Below are 19,760 nucleotides of genomic sequence, written 5' to 3' on the forward strand. Positions count from 1 at the left end.
GTGTGAACCTACCTTACGACGTAAGGCTTACAGCGTAAGGCTAGCAAAGGGGAACCCCATGGACACCCGCACCACGACGCCAGGCACGACGGCCGGCACCCGGCCCCTCATGCGCGCCGCCGTCGCGCGCCGCTTCGGCGGGCCGGAGGTGGTCCGGGTCGAGTCCGTGCCGCGGCCGACCGCCCGCGCCGGCGAGCTGGTGCTCCGCGTGCACGCCAGCACCGTCAGCGCCGCCGACCACCGCATGCGGGCGCGCGACCTCCCGAAGGGCATGTGGTTCATGGCGCCGATCGCCCTCGGGGTGTTCCGCCCGCGCGTCCGGGTCCTCGGCATGGACGCGGCCGGCGTCGTCGCGGAGGTCGGGCCGGGCGTCGAGAGCTTCCAGGTCGGCGACCGCGTCGTGGCCCGCCTCGGCTCGGCCTTCGGCGGCCACGCCCAGTACGCCCGCGTGCGCGTCGGCGTCGGGGTGGCCCGGATCCCCGAGGGCATGTCGTTCGTCGACGCCGCCGCCGTGCCGTTCGGCGGCCTGACCGCCCTGCACTTCCTCCGGGAGGCCGGGGTCACGGCCGGCTCGGACGTGCTCGTCAACGGCGCCTCGGGCGCGGTCGGGACGGCCGTCGTCCAGCTCGCGACGGCGCTCGGCGCCCGCGTCACGGCCGTCTGCGGCGACGGCGCGGACCTGGTCCGCGGCCTCGGGGCCGACGCCGTCGTCGACTACCGCACCGAGGACCTCGCCGCCGGAACGGCCACCTACGACGTCGTCGTGGACTGCGTCGGCACGGCGCCGGTCGCCAGGGTCGAGCACCTCGTCCGGCCGGGCGGCGCGTTCGCGCTCGTCGCCGTCGACGCCGCAGGCCTCCTCGGCGCCGGGCGGGCCCGCCGGCGCACGGGCAAGCGCGTCGTCGTCGGGAACATCACGGTCGACGACGGCGACCTCGCCTCCCTGCTCGGGCTCGTGGAGGAGGGCCGCCTGCGCCCGGTCGTCGACCGGACCTACCCCCTCGACGACGTCGTCGCGGCCCACGCCTACGTCGACACCTGGCACAAGAAGGGCAGCGTCGTCCTCGAGATCTCCTGAGCCGGGATCGCACGGGTCCAGCGACGGGTGGCCCGGCGACAATGCGGGGGTGACCTCCGTCCCGCGCGCCGGCGAGTGCCCCGAGTGCGGCGCGGTCACGCGGCTGCACACCTGCCACGACCTCTTCATGACCCTGCTGTCCTACGACCACGAGCAGCGTCAGCCGTGGGCGGCGTTCCACACGCTCAACGTCGCCTGCTACCTGCTCCAGCACCCCTCGCAGGGCACCGCCGCGAGCCGGGCCGGCCAGTGGCTCATGGTCCGGACGTTCGTCGACCACGGCATCGACGCCGTGCACGCGCTGGCCCGCGCCGCCGTGCGCCGCAACAGCCACCGGCACGGCGGGCGCGGCGGCCTGGACGCGGACCTGCCCGCACCCCCACCGCCGGTACGGCACCCGGCCGTCACGATCCACACCGTCGCCGTCGACGGGACCTTCCCCGCGGCGGGCTACGAGTCGCGGATGCGCGACTGGGCCGCCGCCACGCTGGCCTCGCGCGCCCCTGACGGCGCCCCCGGCTGACGTCCGCCCCAGAAGGGATCGGCCGGGTGCCGGTGACGTATCGCGTGCGGAGGGCAAGGGATTCGAACCCTTGAGGACGGGGACACCGCCCTAACGGTTTTCAAGACCGTCGCTTTCGGCCGCTCAGCCAGCCCTCCCGTGCGCCGCCATCGCGACCTGGGCGGTCCCCCACCCGTGCCCGACGCCGGCGCGCGCCCATTCTGGCAGCCCGCCCACCGCCGTCGTGCACCGGGCCGAGGGTCAGCCGGCCCACCAGCCCGCCGACCGGCCGGGAGTCACCACCTCCACGCCGTGCAGCACCGCCACCTGGGCCAGCTGCGCGTCGTAGGTCGCGATGGCGCCGACGTCGGCGTGCGTCGTCGCGATGCCCCAGTGGATGGCCGCGAACGGCGGCAGCACGCTCTGCGCCTGCGACGCCTTCCCCAGGGCTGTGTCGTAGAACCGGACGACCGTGAGCGTGTCCGCCAGGTCGCGGGCCCGGTCGCGCGCGGCACGCCCCCACGGGTCCGCCGCGCGCCGGAGCTCGGTCAGCCCGAGCGGTGAGGTCACGACGTCGCCCGCGTGCTCGGCGAACCAGGAGCGCCACGCGGCGACCTCGGCCGCGAGCTGCGGGTCGTCCGGTCCGCCGGGGCCGCCGACGACGGACCGGCTCAGCGCCGAGCCATCGGCGTAGATGAGCATGGGCGGCCTCGTGGACGGGGAGGGACGTCGTCGTGCCCGAGCCTAGCCAGCCGCGCGCCTCGGGCGAGCGCGCCGCCGACGATCACCCGTGCACGACGACGGCGCCGACGGGGGGAGGACGGTCCCCGTCGGCGCCGTCGCGGGCGGCCGTGACGCGGTCAGCCGCGCAGCCGCTCCATCGCGAGCTGCACGAGCGCGATGAGGGTCTGCTTGGTGGCAGCCCGCGAGCGCGCGTCGGTGTACATGAGGGGCACGTGCGCCGGGACCGAGAGGGCCTCGCGGACGTCGTCGAGCTGGTGCCGAGCCACGCCGTCGAAGCAGTTCACTGCCACGACGAACGGGATGCCACGCGACTCGAAGTAGTCGACGGCCGGGAAGCACTGGTCCAGACGCTCCGTGTCGACCAGCACGACGGCGCCGATGGCGCCCCGCACGAGGTCGTCCCACATGAAGAGGAAGCGGTCCTGGCCGGGCGTGCCGAACAGGTACAGCCACAGAGCGCCCGGGAGCGCGATGCGACCGAAGTCCATGGCGACGGTCGTGGTCGTCTTGCGGTCGCTCACGCCACCCGCGTTGTCGATCCCGACCGAGTGCTCCGTCATGGCAGCTTCGGTGTTGAGCGGCTCGATGTCGGAGATCGAGCCGATGAAGGTCGTCTTGCCGACCGCGAACCCGCCGGCAACGACGATCTTGACGGCGGTGGGAACCACGCCGGCTGGGACTGTGCTGCGGTCGGTCACGGCGGTGTCAGAGGGCTGAAATGCCATTGAGAACACTCTCCAGCACGCTCAGGGACAGGGCGGGGGACTGGCCGGTGTGGACACTGACCGGCGTGGAGGTGTGGACCCGGATGTGCTGGCTCTCGGCCAGGTCCGTGACCAGGATGCGCACGACGCCGAGGGGCAGCCGCAACAGGGCGGACAGCTCGGCGACGGACACGAACGTGTGGGCTGCGTGCTGAAGGATGGCGCGCTTCTCGGGCGGCAGGCCCTGACCGTTCACCGCTCCCGGGAGCGCCTCGACGAGCGCCTCCAACGGGAGGTCGGAGTTGGCGGCACGAACGCGGCCACCGGTCACGGCGTACGGGCGGACGGTGCGAGCCTCGTACTCGACCCCGTCCTCCGAGTGCGCGCCGGAGACCCGGTGCATCCCCCCGAAGGGCTCGTTGGTGGCCATGGAGGTGGTCACCCGACCGCTCGGACCGAACCGTCGATGGGGAGGTTCCCGCGCATCTCGGTGACGAGCTGCGGGGTGAGCGTGGTCTCGGTCCGCGACACGAGCATCGCCATCTCGTACCCGATGAGACCGACGTCGCACGTGGTGTCCGCGACGACGGCCAGCACCGAGCCGTTGGAGACGCTCATGAGGAACAGGAACAGCTCGTCCATCTCCACGATGGCCTGCCGGACGTCCCCGGCCTGGAGCTGACGTGCGGCGCCGCGGGTCAGGCTCGAGAGCCCCGCGACGATGGCGGCGAGCTGGTCACCGCTCGTGCGGTCCAGGTTGTCCGACATGGCCATGAGAAGGCCGTCGGCCGACACCACGAGGGTGTGTCGGGTGCCTGGCACCGTCCTGACGAAGTTGTCGAGCAGCCAACCGAAGTTGGCGGCTTCTGAGCTGATCGATGTCACGTGTCCTCCTACTGACGTCCGGCCTGGTGGTGCGTGGGGGGCGAGGTCACCATGAGGCTTCCCGCGTGGACGGGTCGGTGTCCGGGATCGGAACGGGCTCGCCCCGCCCGTCCGGACCGTCCGTGCTACCGGCGTGGCCGTTCTCGCCGGTGGTCTGCTGGGCTCCGTTGCCCGAGAGCTCCCGACCGCGGGACGTGCCCGACTGGAAGCTGGAGAGGAGGGAGCGCACCTGGTTCGCGTCGCGGGCCGGCCTCGGCGACGCCGAGGTGGTGATGGCCGGAGCGGCGGGGACCGCGGTGGGTGTGCGGCGCTGGAGCTTCGACGAGGACGACCCCGAGACCGCCTGCGGGCGGTAGGTCGACAGCTGGTTCAGCTCGGCCAGCGCCTGCTCGGCGATGTCCGCACGCTGGGCCAGCATGCTCGTCATCTCCTCGTCGAAGCCGAACATCGGCTGCGGCGTGAAGGTCTGCGGTCCGCCGTACACAGCCGGCGCGGGCGCCGGGGTGGCAGGCGGCGTCGCGGCCGCCGGGACGCCGCGCGACGGCAGCGCCGCCGGTGTGGCGGGCGCCTGCGGCCACGCGTCGGTGGGCCGTGCGGGCGCTGGTGCGGGCTGCCAGCCGGCGGGCTCGGGGGCGGGCGCCGGAGCGGCCGGGGCGGGCGCCGGAGCAGCCGGGGCGGGCGCCCAGGCCTCGGCGACGGGGGCCTCCTGCGCCGGGGCCGGGGCCCACGGCGACGCGGCGACGGGCTCGGTCCACGACGGCGTCGCGGGCTCCATCGGTGCCATGGCCGCGGGCGGCTCGACGACGGCGTGCGAGCCCGTGGTGGGCGCACCCCAGGCCGACTGGCGGACCGGCTCGGCGACGGCCGGCGGCTCGTACGAGGGCTTCGGGGTCGGCGCGAAGACCGAGAAGTCCGCGGCGGGCGCGGCAGCGGCAGCCGGGGCCAGCGGGGCCGGGGCGACCGGGGCGACGGCGCCGGAGTCGAAGGTCGGCACGGCGGGCGCGGGGATCGGGGCGACCGGGACCGCCTCGGCGGCGGCCGCGCCACGCGAGCGGCGGAACCAGCGCCGCTTGTGGCCCTGCTCGCGCAGGCTGCGCCGCGTCGGGCCGTGCACCAGCTCGGCGAAGTCGACGGTCGTCGGCGTGGCGTACGGGGGCAGCGTCGGTGCGGCGTCGACCGGGGCGGACGACGTCGCGCCCCAGGCCGGGGCAGCCGGGGCAGCCGGGGCAGCGGGAGCCGGGACGGCGGGCGCGGTGGCCTGCGCGGCGGCGACGACGGCGGCCCACGGGTTCTCCGCCTCGATCGGCTGGGCGGCGGCGGGCTGCCACGGGGTGGCCTCGGCCGCCGGTGCGCTCGGCGCCCACGGCGTCTCCGCGACCGGCGCGGCGACGGCAGGCTCCGCCATCATCGGCGCCCACGGCGTCTCCGCGACCGGCGCGGCGGGCTCCGCCATCGTCGGCACCCACGGGGTCTCCTCGACCGGCGCGGCGACGGCGGGCTCCGCCATCATCGGGGCCCACGGGGTCTCCGCGGCCGGAGCGGCAGGCTCCGGGACGCTCGGCGCCCACGGGCTCGCCTGGACGACCGGGGCGGTCGGCTCGGGGGCGGCGGGCGGCCACGCCGGGGCGGGCGCCGCGGTGAAGACCTCGAAGGGGACCTCGTCGGCCGAGCGGACGGTCGGCGTCGGGACCTCCGCGACGGGCTCGAGCGCGGCCGGGGCGAACGCGGCGTCCCCGTACTGGTCGTCGTCGTCGACGAGGGTCGGGATGACCATCGGCTCGTCGCCGAGGCCGACCGAGTCCTGATCGGTCTCGTCGCCGGCGGCGGGGCGCTGGAAGAACGCTGCGGCACCCGTCGCAGCCGCGGCGAGGCGCTCGACGGCGTCGGTACGCCCGAGGTCGTCCTCGCCCTCGCCGGCCTCGTGCACGGCGGCGGCGGCCAGCTCGGCGCGGCGGGACCGGAAGCCCGCGAACATCGCCGTGCGGCCCTCGACGTTGGTCGGGCCGCTCGCGCTCGCCGTGTCGACGGCCTCGCGGGCCGGAGGCCCGACGGGCGCGGCGGGACGGCGCGTGGGCAGGCCGGACGACGTCGCGGCGCCGACGCTCGACTGCGGGACCGGGGGCTGACCGGCCGTCGTCGGGGCGGCCGGGACGCCACCCGTGGCGGGGGCCGTGCGCTGGCGCTGCGGCAGTCCGGACGGGGCGGCGGGGGCGACGGGGGCGGCCGGCGGTTCCTCCTCCGTCCGACGGCGCGGGCTGAGCGGCGTCGACGCCTGGATCACCGGCGGCTGCCACACCTCGTCGCTGCCGGCCCTGGCGGCGTCGGCGAGCGCGTCGGGGCTCGGCGCGAGCGGGATGGCCGAGGCGGCGGCCGCGTTGCCCGCGGACATGTCCCACGTCGGTGCGGCGTCGGTGTGCGACCGGCGCTTCGGCAGGCCGGTCTCGGTGGTGCCCTCGACGAGGGCGGCGAGGTCGACCGCCTGGGCCGGGTTCTCGACCGACCCGAGCGCGCCCGCCGCGACGTCCTGGACGGCGTCGGGCACCGGGGCGTAGGCCGACTCGTGCACGACGGCAGCCGCCTCCTCCGGCAGCACGAACCCCTCCACCCGGGCCGGGGGGGCCGTGGGCGGCGTGATGGGGATGGCGCCGGGGTTGACGAACAGGACCAGCGGCATGCGGACCGTGACGAGCGTGCCCTTGCCGTCCGGGCCCGTGCTCATGCTCACCGACGCGCCGAGGCGCGCCGCGATGCGGCCGACGACGTAGAGGCCGAGGCGCTGGGCGCCGAGCACGTCGCTCGCGGACGAAGTCTCCAGGCGCGCGTTGGCCTGGTTGAGCTCCTCGGGCGTCATGCCGAGGCCCTGGTCCTGGATCGTGATGATGACGGCCGTCTCGTCGATGCCCGTCGAGACGTGCACCGGCGTGCCCGGGTCGGAGAACACCGTCGCGTTCTCGAGGATCTCCGCGAGCATGTGCGCGGTCGGCAGGGCGGTGTGGCCGAGCATCAGCGGGTCGACCGGGAGCTCGAGCTGGATGCGCTCGTAGTGCTCGATCTCGGACGACGCGGTGCGGATCACGTCGGAGGTCGGCAGCGGCTCACGGAGCCGGCGGCCGGTGTCGATGCCCGCCAGGACCAGGAGCGACTCGCTGTTGCGGCGCATACGGGTGGCGAGGTGGTCCAGCCGGAACAGGTCGGCCAGCGTCTTCGGGTCCTCCTCCGAGCGCTCGAGCGCGTCGATGAAGGACAGCTGCCGGTTGAGGAGGACCTGGTCGCGGCGGGCCACGTTGACGAACATCTCGGCGATGGACGCGCGCAGGGCGGCCTGCTCCTGGGCGACCTCGATGGTCGTCTGGTTCACCTCGTTGAACGCGGCGGCCAGGCGGCCGATCTCGTCGCGGGACTCGATCGGGATCTTCGTCAGCCGCAGGTCCGGGCCTTGGCCCGGGATGGCGACCTGCTCGACCAGGTGCGGCAGCTCGTCGCGGACGGTGCCTGCGGCCTCCGTCAGGCGGCGGACCGGGCGGACGATCGCGCGGGCGATGGACAGCGCGATGACGACGGACAGGATCACCGCGAGGGCGGTGACGGAGATGGACAGCGCCGCCTCGCGGAGAGCGGCGTTGGCGACGGCGGCCGACCGCGACTCGGCGAGGTTCGCGACCTCGCGCGCGGTGTCGTTGAGGTCGTCGAGCTCGTTCTCGGCGCCGGCGACCCAGTCGGTCGGCAGGATGGTGAGGGCGACGGCGACCTGGGCGACGCCGGCCGCGTCGAGGCGGCTCATCGTGCGTCGGTAGTTCCCGAAGTCCTGGGCGGCGGCCGTGACCAGGATCGACTCGGGGATCTGGTAGTCGGTGTCGAGGTCGAGCGTGTTGAGCGAGCCGGCGACGTCGTTGCGCAGGTCGTTGTTCTCGTTGATCGTCTCGGCGAGGAGGTTCAGCGCGGCGGTGTCGGGCTGGCCCGCGTGCACGCCGGCGAGCGTCTCGCGGCCGAGCACGAGCTCGCGCTGGTAGGCCTCCATGAGGCCGTCGAGCTCGCCCTGCGTGGAGACGATGACGGCGAGCTGCCGGTCCGTGAGGCCCTGCGCCAGGTCGACGGGGAACTCGGTGACGGCGCCGACGACGGAGTCGTACTGCTGCTGGATGACCGACGCGGCGACCTGACCGCCGTCGGCGAACTTCCGCGCGGAGTCGAGGATGCCGAGCGTGCCGATGATCCGGTCGAACGCCGCCTTGACGGTCGGGTCGAGGACGTCGAACTGGACCTTGCTGGTCGCGGTGCGGAAGCGGCTGGCCGCGGTGTCGACGTCGGACCGGACGTCCTCCGTGCTGGCCGTCGCCTGGCTCGCGAGGGGACCCATGACCTGGAGCGTGACCGACCGCTCCTCCTGGAGCGCGCCCGCGAGGAGGCGGGACTGCTCGACAGCGGAGAGGACGTCCTGCACCGCCCGGCTGGAGCGCACGTCCTGCACGGCCTGCCAGGAGACGAGACCTGCCAGGCCGAAGAGGACGAGCACGGGCACGGACAGGGCCGCGAGGACCTTGCCCCGAATGCCCAACCTGCGAAGCATTGGCGTCTCCTTCACTGTGCGGAGGCTGCGCATCCGCCGCACACCGTGCTGGATCCCGGTCGCGTCCACGTCGGCCGCCACCGTTGGATCAGCATCGGCGCACACATCGCCCGGCATTAGGCCGTTCGGGCATCGAGGTCGATCCCGCACACGATATCCGCCCTTTTTCACCCGCCTGCAACACTCGTGGCCATGCGTGTTCTCGGATTTACCGGTATCGGTGGCCCCGAAGTGCTCCAGGTGCGCGAAGAACAGGGTCCTGAGACCCCCTCCGGGGACGACGTCGTGATCGAAGTGGCGGCCGCCGGGGTGAACCGGGCGGACGTCCACCAGCGCGAGGGCCGCTACCCGCCGCCGCCGGGCGCGCCGGCCTGGCCGGGCCTCGAGGTGTCCGGCACGGTGCTCGCCGCCGGCCCCGCGGCGCCGTGGTCTCCCGGGGACCGCGTCGCGGCGCTGCTCGACGGCGGGGGGTACGCCGAGCAGGTGGTCGTGACCTCCGCGCTGGTCCTGCCGGCACCGGCCGCCCTCCCCCTGCCCGACGCCGCCGCGCTCCCGGAGGCGGCGTGCACGGTGTGGGCGACGCTGGTCATGAGCGCCGGGCTGCGGGCCGGTGAGACCGTCCTGGTGCACGGCGGCTCGGGCGGCATCGGCACGACGGCGATCCAGGTCGCCGCGGCGCTCGGCGCGCGGGTCGTCGCGACGGCGGGTGGACCGGAGCGGGCTCGTCGCTGCGCCGAGCTGGGCGCCGACGTCGTCGTGGACCACCGCGGCGAGGACTTCGTCGAGGCGGTGCGCGAGGCGACGCAGGGTCGGGGCGCGGACGTCGTGCTGGACATGGTCGGCGCGGCCTACCTCGAGCAGAACGTGGCGGCGCTCGCCGTCGGGGGCCGGCTCGAGGTGATCGGCCTGCAGAAGGGCCGACGCGCGGAGCTGGACCTGGGCGCGCTGATGGCCCGCCGCGCGAGCGTGCACGCGGCGACGCTGCGCGCCCGTCCGACCGCGGAGAAGGCGGCGATCGTCACGGCCGTCCGCGAGCACGTGTGGCCGATGGTCGCGTCGGGCGCGGTGCGGCCGGTGGTCCACGAGCGGATCCCGCTGGCGGAGGGCCGGCGGGCGCACGAGCTGCTGGAGTCGGGCGCCGTCTTCGGCAAGCTCCTGCTCGTGCCCTGAGGCGGCGTCAGTCGGCCAGGAGGCCCTCGGCAACGGCCGTGGCCAGCGTGGGGGCCAGGGGCAGGCGCGGGATCAGCGTGGCCTGGAGCGCGTGGTAGACGTCCGGCTTGCCGGACCAGACGGTGCGCGAGACGCGGTGATCGGCGTCGAGCTCGTGCCACCAGGAACCGCCCACGGGGTCGATGACGTGCGCGGCCGCCTCGTCCCACCAGCGGCGGTACCAGTCCTCGTACGCCGGGTCGCCGGTCGCCGTCGCCAGCGCGGCGGCCGCACCGATGCCCTCGCACAGCACCCAGTGCATCCGCTCGCGCACCACCGGCCGCCCGTCGAAGCCGACCGTGTACACGAAGCCGGACGCGCCGTCGGCGTGCCAGCCGTCGCGCACGGCCACCCGGGCGAGCGCGACGGCGTCGGGCAGCATCCAGGCCGGCGCGGCGCGACCGCGCAGCTCGAGGGCGGCCCGCAGGTGCAGCGTCAGCCGGGACCACTCGAGCAGGTGCCCGATCGTCACGCCGTACGGCCGGAAGGGGTGGGCCGGCACGTCCTTGTGGTGGTCGAGCAGCGGCTGCCAGGACGGGTCGAAGTGCTCCGGCAGACGCCAGTCGTGCTCGCGCGCGAACCCGTGCACCACCCGCTCGGTGATCCGCAGGGCGCGGGTCAGCCAGGCGTCGTCGCCCGTGACGTCCGCGGCGGCGAGGTACGCCTCGACCGTGTGCATGTTCGCGTTGACGCCGCGGTAGGCCTCCTCCCGGGTGAACGCCCGGTCCCACGACTCGCGGACCATCCCGGCGTCCTCCTCCCAGAAGTACCGCAGGGAGACGGCGAGCGCGTCGTCGAGGAGCTCGCGCGCGCCGGGCCGACCCGCGGCCGCCGCGCTCGACGCGGCCAGCACCACGAACGCGTGCGCGTAGGCCGCCTTGCCGTCGTCGGCGGGCCCGTCGGGCGTCCGGGAGGAGAACCAGCCGCCGTGCTCGCCGTCGTGGAAGGCCCCCGTGAGCGCCGCGACGCCGTGGTCGGCGAGGGGGCCCGAGCCCGGCCTGCCCAGAAGGTCGCCGAGCGCGAACACGTGCGTCATCCGGCAGGTGACGTAGAGCTCGGTCGCCCGCGCGTCGTCCACCGTGCCGTCGTCGCGCAGCCAGCCGAAGCCGTCGTCGACGCGCGACGCGCGGGCGAACGCGAGCAGCCGGTCCGTCTCCTGCTCGAGCCAGCGCCGGTGCGCGGGCGAGCCCATCCACGCCATGCGCGGCACGCTACCGGCGGCGGGCGGTGGGGGCGTCATGATGGAGGCATGACGGACCGCGAACCCCAGGAGATCCCCGCCGAGGCACCGGCCGAGGGGGCCGTCGACCCGTCCGACCCGGCGAGCATGATCGGCCAGCCGGCGAAGATCATGCGCATCGGCACGATGATCAAGCAGCTGCTCGAGGAGGTGCGCTCCGCGCCCCTCGACGACGCCGCGCGCGGCCGCCTGGCGGAGGTCCACGAGCGGTCGCTGCGCGAGCTCGAGGACGGGCTCTCGCCGGACCTGGTCGAGGAGCTCCGCCGGATCACGCTCCCGTTCTCGGACGAGGGGCAGCCGAGCGACGCCGAGCTGCGGATCGCCCAGGCGCAGCTCGTGGGCTGGCTGGAGGGCCTCTTCCACGGCCTGCAGACAGCGCTGCTCGCCCAGCAGATGAGCACCCAGGCACAGCTCGCCCAGATGCGCCGCGCACTGCCGCCGGGCGTCATCGTGCAGGGACACCTGGCCCATGACGAGGAGAACCCGAAGGCCCCGGGCCAGTACCTGTAGCGGCCCAGTCCCTGGAGCGGCCGCTGCGGCGCGTCGAGCGCGTCGGATGCCTCGGGCGCGTCAGGCGCCGTCGGTGGCGCCGGGCGGCGCGTCCGCGGGCGCGGGGTCGCGGCGCGAGGTCAGCGCGATGGCCACGGACACGAGGACCAGCCCGACGGCGTCGGCCGGGCCGGGCAGCTGGTGCAGCGCCACCGCACCGACGACGGCGGCGCTCGCCGGGAGCAGCGCCAGCAGGACGGCGAACGCGGCCGCCGACACGCGCGGCAGCACCACCTGCTCCACGGCGTACGGGATCACCGAGGACAGCACGGCGACCCCGACGACGAGCAGCGCCGTCCGCCACTGCCCGAACGCGGGCGCGCCCAGGCCGGCCAGCACGGGCGCGAGCACGACGGCGCCGGCCGCCATCGCGACGGAGAGCCGGGTGACGCCGTCGCCGGCCAGCGCGACGCGCCGGCCGAGCACGATGTACCCGCCCCAGCACGCCCCCGCGGCGGCGATGAAGGCGAGCCCGAGGGCGGCGTCGGCCCCCTCGACCAGCGTCACCCCCGCGAGCAGCACGACGCCCGAGGCCGCCAGCGCGACGCCGACCCGCTCGCGCCGGCCTGCGCCGGTGAGGACGGCCACCGTGACGGGCCCCATGAACTCGATCGCCACGGCCGTGCCCAGCGGCAGCCGCTCGATCGCCAGGTAGAAGGTCACGTTCATCAGCGCGAGGACCACGCCGAACGCGACCGCCGCGCCGAGCTCGCGCCGGCTCCACGCCATCCGCCAGGGCCGGCGCCACGCCAGGAGCACGACGGCGGCTGCGGCGATCCGCGCCCAGCCCACCCCGGCCGCGGGCAGCGTCGCGAAGAGCCCGACGGCGAGCGCCGCGCCCACGTACTGCCCCAGGCCCGAGACGACGAACAGGGCCGGCGCGGGCGTCCGCCCGACGAGCCGGCCCAGCGTGGTCACCGGCCAAGGCTAGGGCCGCGTCCGCGCCGCGGCCGCCAGGCGTGCTCGGCCGGACGCGACCGCGGGGCCTCGGGGGCCACCTCCCCGAGACCCCGCGACCACCGCCCCCCTCAGCCCTTGACCGAACCGGCCAACATGCCTCGGACGAAGTAGCGCTGCAGCGACAGGAACACGATGACCGGGACGATCATCATGATGAAGGCGCCGGCGGACAGCAGGTGCCACGTCTGCCCACGGGTGCCCGCCAGCTCGGCGATGGCGACCGTCAGCGGTCGCACCTGGGTGCCGGGGGCGAAGACGAGGGCGACGAGCAGGTCGTTCCAGACCCAGAGGAACTGGTAGATGCCGAAGGCGGCGATCGCCGGGGTCAGGATCGGCAGGAGCACCCGGAAGAAGATCTTCACGTGCCCGGCACCGTCGACGCGCGCGGCCTCGACGAGCGACGGCGGGATGTCCTTCATGAAGTTGTGCAGCAGGAAGATGGCCAGTGGCAGCGCGAAGATCGAGTGCGACAGCCACACCGTCCAGAAGCTGCCCGCCAGACCCCAGTCCACGTACTGGCTGAGCAGCGGGATCATCGTGATCTGGATGGGCACGATCTGGAGCGCGAAGACCGCGACGAACAGCGCGTCACGGCCCTTGAAGTCGATCCACGCGAACGCGTAGGCCGCGAGCAGCGCGATCGAGATCGGGATGAAGACGGCCGGCAGCGTGATCGCGACCGAGTTCACGAAGTACTCGATCATGTTCCCGTCGCCGAGCGCGGCCTGGTAGTTGTCCAGCGTGAAGTCCGGGTTGGTGACGACGTTCCACCAGCCGTTCGCGCGGATGTCCTCCGACGGCCGGAACGACGTCACGAACAGGCCGAACGTCGGGATGGTCCACAGCACGGCCAGGATGATCGCGATGCCGGACGCCCACGGGGAGCTCAGGCGCTTCTTGGCCATCCGGGCCCGGCGGGCCATCGGGCCCTCGCCCTTGCCGACGGTCGGGACCGGGACCTCTCCGGGCTGCGCCGCGGCGACGGACTGCGGCGGGGTCGGTGTGGTGGTCATCGAATCGCCTCCGAGATCCGCATCTGCCGCACGTTGTAGATGACGATCGGGATGACGAGGACGAAGAGGATCACCGCGAGCGCGGCGCCCATCCCCGCGTTCTGCGCGCGGAACGACTGGACGTAGAACTCGTTCGCCACGACCGACGTCTCGAAGTTGCCGCTCGTCATGGTGCGGACGATGTCGAAGACCTTCAGCGTGCCCATCGCGATGGTGGTCAGGACGACGACCAGGGCGGGCCGGATGCTCGGCACGGTGATGTACCGGAACATCGACACCCCCTGCAGGCCGTCGAGCTTGCCGGCCTCGATGATGTCGTCCGGGATGGCGCGGATCGCCGCGGCGAGGATCGTCATCGCGAAGCCCGCCTGGATCCAGACGAGCACGATGATGAGGAAGAGCGTGTTCTCCGGGGCGTCGAGCAGGAACTGCTTCGGGTCCAGCCCCACCGCGACGAGGACCTGGTTGATCAGGCCCGTCTGCTCGGTGGTGGGATTGCCGTTCGCGTCCCGCAGCGGGTCACGGAACTCGTACATGAACCGCCAGATGATGCCCGCGCCGACCATCGAGATGGCCATCGGCAGGAAGATGAGGGCCTTGGCGATCTTCTCGAACCGGCTCCGGTCCACGACGACCGCGTAGACGAGGCCGATGAACGTGGACAGGATCGGGACGAGGATCACCCAGATCGCGGTGTTGCGGAGCACGATCTGGAACTCGTTCTGCGTGAACGCGGTGACGTAGTTGTCGAGGCCGATGTACTCGTCACTGTTGCGCAGGAAGAACGAGGTGTAGATGGTCCGGATGGCCGGGTAGACCAGGCCGAACGCCATCGCCAGCAGCGCCGGGCCCGCGAACGCGGAGGTCACCACCCAGCGCGGGACCTTCTTGGGCTTGTCGACGGCGAGCAGGATGCCGCCCATCACCACCACGAACAGCACGATGGCGATGACCATGAGGACGAGCTTCTGGGCGGGGTTGTCGGCCTCGAGCAGGAACTCGCGGACCGGGTCCCACAGGTAGCCGATCCAGGCGCCGATGTTCTCGATGAACTCCACTGCCACCTCCGTCGGCCGGGGCCGGACCTCGTCGTCCGACATCCCGGATCAAGACTGCTGCGAACGCCCCCTCGACACCAGCCCCCGTGGCGGCGCGTCCGATCTGCGGTCGCGCTGCGGGCGATGTCGCCTGGCACAGCAGGGGCCTGCCGCTTCCGGCAGGCCCCTGCTGCATTCCGACTAGATCACGGCCAGGAGGCCTCGATCGCGTCGAGGACTTCCTGGTTGCTCTTGTCGCTGGCGATCCAGTTCGTCATCTCGGTCCAGAAGGACGCCGCACCGACCTCACCCGGCATCAGGTCCGACGCGTCGAACCGGAAGACGGTGTTCGGGTCGGCCAGGAGCTCGGCCGAGAGCTTGTCGATCGGGGACGCGTACAGCGAGGTGTCCTGACCGCTGTTCGCGCTGACCCAACCGGGACCCGTGGCCTCGATCTTGGCGTTGTTCCACTCCGGGCTCACGAGGTAGGCCTGGAAGGCCGCGACCTCGGGGCGGTCGGAGAAGGCGGCGACGAACTCGCCACCACCGAGGACCGGACGCGTGTCCGGGTCCATCGACGGGAAGTAGAACGCGAACACGTCGCCGTCCTCGGCCACGGTCACGCCCTCACGAGCCGACTCCCAGTTCGCCGCGTAGAACGACGCCTGGCGGTGCATCCAGCACTGGCCGTCGAGGATCGGGAAGCCCGCGTCGGTGAACGGCGTCGACGCGATGGAGCGCACGTCGCCGATGCCGGCGTTGACGTAGTCCGGGTTCTTCAGGATCGAGCCGACGGTCTCGAGGGCGTCGGCCACGGCCGGGTCGTTGAACGGGATCTCGTGGCTGACCCACTGGTCGTAGACGTCGGGGCCCGCGGTGCGGAGCATGACGTCCTCGAGCCAGTCGGTGGCCGGCCAACCGGTGGCCTCACCGGACTCGATGCCGGCGCACCACGGCTTGCCGCCGTCGGCGACGATCTGGTCGCTCAGCGCGATCAGCTCGTCCCAGGTCTCCGGGATCTCGTAGCCGGCGTCGGCGAACATGCTCGGCGAGTACCACACGAACGACTTCACGTTCGCGCCGAGCGGGGTGGCGTAGTACGTGCCGTCGATCGAGCCGTAGCCCTTCCACGCCGGGTCGTAGTACTCGTCGACGTTGGCCTCGGCCATCTCGCCCACGGGCACGACGGCGTCGGGGTTGTCGCGGACGATCGTCGCGAGCAGACCGGGCTGCGGGATGTACGCGATGTCCGGCGGGTCGCCGGCCTGGATGCGGACGGGCAGCTGGGCCTCGAACTCACGCGAACCCTCGTACTCGATGGTCGCGCCGGTGCACTCCTCGAACGGCTTGTAGGAGTCGATGTGCGGCTGGTCCTCCGGCGACGTGATGGAGGTGTAGACCGTCACGGTCGTGCCGCTGAGGTCGCCGTAGTCGGCAAAGGCCTCGCAACCCTCCGCGACCTCGCTGCCGCCGTCGTCACCACCGGCGGTGGGCTCGTCCTCGTCGTCCGGCGGTGCCGTACAGGCGGCCAGCGTCAGCGCCAGGCTCAGCCCGCCGACGACCGCGATCGCGCGGTTTCGTCTGGTGTTGCTTCGCATTCGTCCTCCACATCGTCGTGGTGATCCCCCACGGTCCGGCCTCGGCGGGACGCCGGCCGGTGCATGCCCCCCTATGCAAGCGCTTGCAGCGGCTCGCGGCAAGGCTGTGGGGCCGCATTGCCGTTCCGATCAGGTCACGATTGCGTCACAGCCCACGCCGAAGGCCGAGGTGACACGCGCAAGCCCCTGACCAGGGGCGGAGCGCTTGACCGGTCACGTGGATACGCTCCCAGCAAGGGCCGCGCGTCCTGCAAACGACGGCAGCGCGCGTTCAGTCCACGGCGCGCGGCGCCGACGGCGCCGGGCCGGTGGAGCCGCGCTCCACGAGCACCGTCGGGTAGACGAGCTCGGGCGGCGGCGCCGCCCCCGCGATCATGTCCAGCACGATCTGCGCGGCGGCCGCGCCCTGCTCGTCCGCGGGCTGCGCCATCGTCGTCAGGCCGACCAGCTCGCCCAGGTCGTGCCCGTCGATGCCGATCACCGAGACGTCCTCCGGCACGCGCCGGCCGGCGTCGCGCAGGGCGAGGATCGCGCCCATCGCCATCTCGTCCGACGCCGCGAAGATCGCCGTGACGTCCGGCGCCCGGTCGAGGAGGTCGCGCGTGGCCGCGCGCCCGCCGGCGACGTCGAAGTTCCCGTGCGCCTCGAGTGCCGGGTCGACCGGCAGGCCGGCCTCCGTCATCGCCGCCCGGTAGCCGCCCGCCCGCTCGACCGGCGGGGACCAGGGCGCGATGTCCTCGGGCGCCCCCGTGATGTGCGCGATGCGCGTGTGCCCCAGCGCGATGAGGTGCTGCGTCGCCGCCTCGGCCGTGCCGCGGTCGTCCAGCCGCACGGTGACCTGCCCGTAGCCGCCCCAGCCGATGCAGACCAGCGGCTGCCCGAGCGCCCGCAGCGCGTCCATCTCCTCGGGCGCGAGCGGCAGCCCGACGACGAGCACGCCGTCCACGCGGCGCCGCAGCACCTCGGGGTCCACGGCCGCGCGCGAGCTCGGCAGGTCGGCGTTGAACGTGTACAGCAGCACGTCGAAGCCCCGCTCCCGCAGGGTCCGCTCGGCGCCCTCGATGACGTTGGCGAAGAACCAGCGGCGGATGCGCGGGCTGATCAGGCCGATGGTCCGGGTGCGCCCCGAGGCGAGGCTCACGGCCGACGGCGAGGCCACGTACCCGAGCTCGGCGGCGACCTCGCGGACGCGGGCCCGGGTGAGGGCGTTGACGTTCGGGAGCCCCCGGAGTGCACGCGACACCGTCGCGGTCGAGACTCCCGCGACCCGGGCCACGTCCTCGATGCCAGGGACCATGGCCGCCGATTGTGCCCCTGCCGACCGCGACGGGTCCACCCGGCGCACGGACCTCACCCGCTCGGCGAGTCCCCCACCCCCATCGGGTGGAACGGAAGTGTCGTGGATCCCGACCGAGTGGAACGTCGTGCTCCACCTCTGTTCCACTCGAGGTGGGGCGGGGTCCGGAGTCCACTCGCCGTCAGGTCGTCAGCAGGCCCCGCAGCACCGGGGCCGCGCCGTCCTCCAGCACGCCCCCGGTCACCTCGTCGGCGGCCTCGCGCACGACGGCGTCGGCGTCGCCCATCGCCACGCCGCGCGCGGCCCAGCGGAGCATCTCCAGGTCGTTGTGCCCGTCCCCGATGGCGATCGTGCGGCTCGGGTCCACGCCGAGGTGCCGGCGCACGGCCTCCAGCCCGGTGGCCTTCGACACGCCCTTGGGGTTCAGGTCGAGCCACGCCACCCAGCCGACCGTGTACGAGACCTCGTGCAGGCCGAGCCGGGCGACGATCTCGTGGAACTGCTCCTTGGTGTGCTCCGGGCTGCGGATGACGACGCGCGTCGCGGGCAGCTCGCAGAGCTCCTCGAAGGTCACCTGCACGTGCCGGCCCTCGATCTCCCCCGGCGGGAAGGGCTTGGTCACGTAGAAGCCGCGGCCCACCTCCTCGACGCCGTACGCGGCGTCGGGCAGCTCGGTGCGGATCAGCCGCAGCGCGGGACCGGGGTCGAACGTGATCGTCTCGATCACCTCGTAGCCCGCCTCCGCGGTCGGGTCCATCCGGACCGTCACCGCGCCGTTCGAGCACACGGCGGGCCCGGACGTCAGGCCCAGCCGCTGCGCCACCGGTCCGGCCGAGATGACCGACCGCCCGGTGGCGACCACCACGTGGTGACCGGCGTCGCGCACCGCCGCCACGGCGTCGAGGACGGCGTCGGAGATGGTGCCGTCCCAGCGCATCAGGGTGCCGTCGACGTCGACGGCGACGAGGTACCGTCCGTCGGCCCGCCCCGCTTCGGTCACGCCCGCCCGCCCGCGTCGACCGGCGTGAGCACCTCGAGGCCACCGAGGTACGGCCGCAGCCCCGCCGGCACGTGCACCGAGCCGTCCGCCTGCTGGTGGTTCTCGAGCATCGCGACGAGCCAGCGCGTGGTCGCCATCGTGCCGTTGAGCGTGGCCGCGGTCCGCGTCTCGCCCGACGCCGTCCGCTCGCGGATGCCGAGGCGGCGCGCCTGGAAGGTGGTGCAGTTCGAGGTCGAGGTCAGCTCCAGGTAGCGCTGCTGGCTGGGCAGCCACGCCTCGCAGTCGTACTTGCGGGCGGCGCTCGAGCCGAGGTCGCCCGCCGCCACGTCGATGACCCGGTACGGCAGCTCGACGAGCTGGAGCATGCGCTCCTCGAGGGCGAGCAGGCGCTCGTGCTCGGCCTCGGCGTCGTCGACGCTCGTGTAGGTGAAGAGCTCGACCTTGTTGAACTGGTGCACGCGGATGATGCCGCGGGTGTCCTTACCGTACGAGCCCGCCTCGCGGCGGTAGCACGTCGACCAGCCCGCGTAGCGGCGCGGCGCGGTCGACAGGTCGAGGATCTCGTCTGCGTGCATGCCCGCGAGCGCGACCTCCGACGTGCCCACCAGGTACATGTCGTCCGCGTCCACGCGGTAGATCTCGTCAGCGTGCGCGCCGAGGAACCCGGTGCCGCGCATGATCTCCGGCTTGACCAGCGTCGGCGTCACGACGGGCACGAAGCCCGCCTCGACGGCCATGTTCTGCGCCGCGGTCAGCAGCGCGAGCTCGAGCCGGGCCCCCACGCCCAGGAGGAAGTAGAACCGCGCCCCCGAGACCTTCGCGCCCCGCTCGGTGTCGATCGCGCCGAGCAGCTCGCCCAGGTCCAGGTGGTCGCGGACCGCGAAGTCGGGGCCGTACTCGGCGGCGAAGTCCCGCGGCGTGCCGACGTGCCGGAGCACCACGTAGTCGTCCTCGCCGCCCGCGGGCACGCCGTCGATGACGAGGTTGCCGATCCGCATCGTCACCTCGTCGAGCTCGACGGCCGCGGCGTCGGCGTCGGCCTGGGCGGCCTTGACCTCGTCCGCCAGCGTCTTCGCGCGCGCCAGGAGCGCCGCCTTCTCGTCGCCGGCCGCCTTCGCGACGCCGCGCCCGATGCTCTTCTGCTCCGCCCGCAGCGTCTCGAAGCGGGTCAGCGCCGCGCGTCGGCGCTCGTCCAGCGCGAGGGCCGCGTCGACCAGCGACACGTCGTCACCACGCAGACGCTGGCTCGCGCGGACGGTCTCGGGCTCGGCACGGAGGATGCGCAGGTCGATCACCCCCTGAGGGTATCGAGCCACCGCGGGCGCGCGTCGCGCTCAATCGGGGTGTGCCATGCCGCCACGGGCCGTACCGTGAGCG

The 19,760-nt window shown here is 73.7% G+C and carries 17 protein-coding genes and 1 tRNA gene; 4 read left to right on the forward strand and 14 right to left on the reverse strand.

From position 1 onward, the window contains the following. Nucleotides 1-58 precede the first annotated feature (58 nt). Nucleotides 59-1,078, forward strand: a complete 1,020-nt coding sequence (locus AFE02nite_RS10885) for an NAD(P)-dependent alcohol dehydrogenase (RefSeq protein WP_052113959.1) — start codon at nt 59-61, stop codon at nt 1,076-1,078. Between the two features lie 49 nt (nt 1,079-1,127). Next, nucleotides 1,128-1,601, forward strand: coding sequence for a DUF5946 family protein (locus tag AFE02nite_RS10890; protein WP_034248128.1), 474 nt, complete (start codon nt 1,128-1,130; stop codon nt 1,599-1,601). 47 nt (nt 1,602-1,648) lie between these two features. On the opposite strand, the gene AFE02nite_RS10895 is transcribed toward AFE02nite_RS10890, so the two are convergent. The 6 genes from AFE02nite_RS10895 to AFE02nite_RS10920 all read right to left on the reverse strand — a co-directional run bounded on the left by AFE02nite_RS10895 (nt 1,649) and on the right by AFE02nite_RS10920 (nt 8,480). Then, a tRNA-Ser gene (locus AFE02nite_RS10895) sits at nt 1,649-1,738 on the reverse strand. Between the two features lie 103 nt (nt 1,739-1,841). Then, nucleotides 1,842-2,282: a PIN domain-containing protein gene (locus tag AFE02nite_RS10900; RefSeq protein WP_034248130.1), complete on the reverse strand. Its 441-nt coding sequence runs from the start codon at nt 2,280-2,282 to the stop codon at nt 1,842-1,844. 158 nt (nt 2,283-2,440) lie between these two features. Then, nucleotides 2,441-3,049 (reverse strand): GTP-binding protein, encoded by a 609-nt coding sequence (locus AFE02nite_RS10905; RefSeq protein ID WP_034248131.1) that lies wholly within the window; start codon nt 3,047-3,049, stop codon nt 2,441-2,443. Beyond that, entirely contained in the window at nt 3,030-3,431 is a 402-nt protein-coding gene (locus AFE02nite_RS10910; protein ID WP_034248140.1) for a DUF742 domain-containing protein, read from the reverse strand. Before AFE02nite_RS10910 ends, AFE02nite_RS10905 begins: the two co-directional genes overlap by 20 nt. 35 nt (nt 3,432-3,466) lie before the next feature. Further along, entirely contained in the window at nt 3,467-3,913 is a 447-nt protein-coding gene (locus AFE02nite_RS10915) for a roadblock/LC7 domain-containing protein (RefSeq protein WP_034248133.1), read from the reverse strand. Nucleotides 3,914-3,959: 46 nt separating this feature from the next. Further along, a complete protein-coding gene (locus AFE02nite_RS10920; protein ID WP_186814539.1) occupies nt 3,960-8,480 on the reverse strand; it encodes a sensor histidine kinase in 4,521 nt (1,506 codons plus the stop codon). A gap of 192 nt (nt 8,481-8,672) precedes the next feature. Here AFE02nite_RS10920 and AFE02nite_RS10925 point away from each other — a divergent pair, with 192 nt between their 5' ends. Then, nucleotides 8,673-9,650: an NAD(P)H-quinone oxidoreductase gene (locus AFE02nite_RS10925; protein WP_034248400.1), complete on the forward strand. Its 978-nt coding sequence runs from the start codon at nt 8,673-8,675 to the stop codon at nt 9,648-9,650. A 7-nt stretch (nt 9,651-9,657) separates the two neighbouring features. On the opposite strand, the gene AFE02nite_RS10930 is transcribed toward AFE02nite_RS10925, so the two are convergent. Further along, on the reverse strand, nt 9,658-10,890 hold the full coding sequence (locus AFE02nite_RS10930; RefSeq protein WP_034248398.1) for an AGE family epimerase/isomerase: 1,233 nt from the start codon (nt 10,888-10,890) through the stop codon (nt 9,658-9,660). A gap of 48 nt (nt 10,891-10,938) precedes the next feature. Between AFE02nite_RS10930 and AFE02nite_RS10935 the strand changes: the two genes are divergently transcribed. Next, complete coding sequence (locus tag AFE02nite_RS10935) at nt 10,939-11,439, forward strand: bacterial proteasome activator family protein (protein ID WP_146819633.1); 501 nt, start codon at nt 10,939-10,941, stop codon at nt 11,437-11,439. A 60-nt stretch (nt 11,440-11,499) separates the two neighbouring features. On the opposite strand, the gene AFE02nite_RS10940 is transcribed toward AFE02nite_RS10935, so the two are convergent. From AFE02nite_RS10940 to serS, 7 genes are all read right to left on the reverse strand, one after another. Next, on the reverse strand, nt 11,500-12,396 hold the full coding sequence (locus tag AFE02nite_RS10940; protein ID WP_261765581.1) for an EamA family transporter: 897 nt from the start codon (nt 12,394-12,396) through the stop codon (nt 11,500-11,502). 110 nt (nt 12,397-12,506) lie between these two features. Next, nucleotides 12,507-13,451: a carbohydrate ABC transporter permease gene (locus AFE02nite_RS10945; RefSeq protein ID WP_034247399.1), complete on the reverse strand. Its 945-nt coding sequence runs from the start codon at nt 13,449-13,451 to the stop codon at nt 12,507-12,509. Then, entirely contained in the window at nt 13,448-14,407 is a 960-nt protein-coding gene (locus AFE02nite_RS10950) for a carbohydrate ABC transporter permease (protein WP_052113827.1), read from the reverse strand. Before AFE02nite_RS10950 ends, AFE02nite_RS10945 begins: the two co-directional genes overlap by 4 nt. A 287-nt stretch (nt 14,408-14,694) precedes the next feature. Beyond that, on the reverse strand, nt 14,695-16,086 hold the full coding sequence (locus AFE02nite_RS10955) for an ABC transporter substrate-binding protein (RefSeq protein WP_034247397.1): 1,392 nt from the start codon (nt 16,084-16,086) through the stop codon (nt 14,695-14,697). Between the two features lie 271 nt (nt 16,087-16,357). Further along, nucleotides 16,358-17,383 (reverse strand): LacI family DNA-binding transcriptional regulator, encoded by a 1,026-nt coding sequence (locus AFE02nite_RS10960; protein WP_034247395.1) that lies wholly within the window; start codon nt 17,381-17,383, stop codon nt 16,358-16,360. A gap of 181 nt (nt 17,384-17,564) precedes the next feature. After that, nucleotides 17,565-18,383 (reverse strand): HAD family hydrolase, encoded by an 819-nt coding sequence (locus tag AFE02nite_RS10965; RefSeq protein WP_034247393.1) that lies wholly within the window; start codon nt 18,381-18,383, stop codon nt 17,565-17,567. Next, the gene (gene serS, locus AFE02nite_RS10970; protein WP_034247391.1) at nt 18,380-19,678 is read right to left on the reverse strand and encodes a serine--tRNA ligase; all 1,299 of its coding nucleotides are present in this window, start codon (nt 19,676-19,678) and stop codon (nt 18,380-18,382) included. Before serS ends, AFE02nite_RS10965 begins: the two co-directional genes overlap by 4 nt. Nucleotides 19,679-19,760: the final 82 nt, after the last annotated feature.

Source organism: Actinotalea fermentans (assembly GCF_007991475.1).
Taxonomy (GTDB): domain Bacteria; phylum Actinomycetota; class Actinomycetes; order Actinomycetales; family Cellulomonadaceae; genus Actinotalea; species Actinotalea fermentans.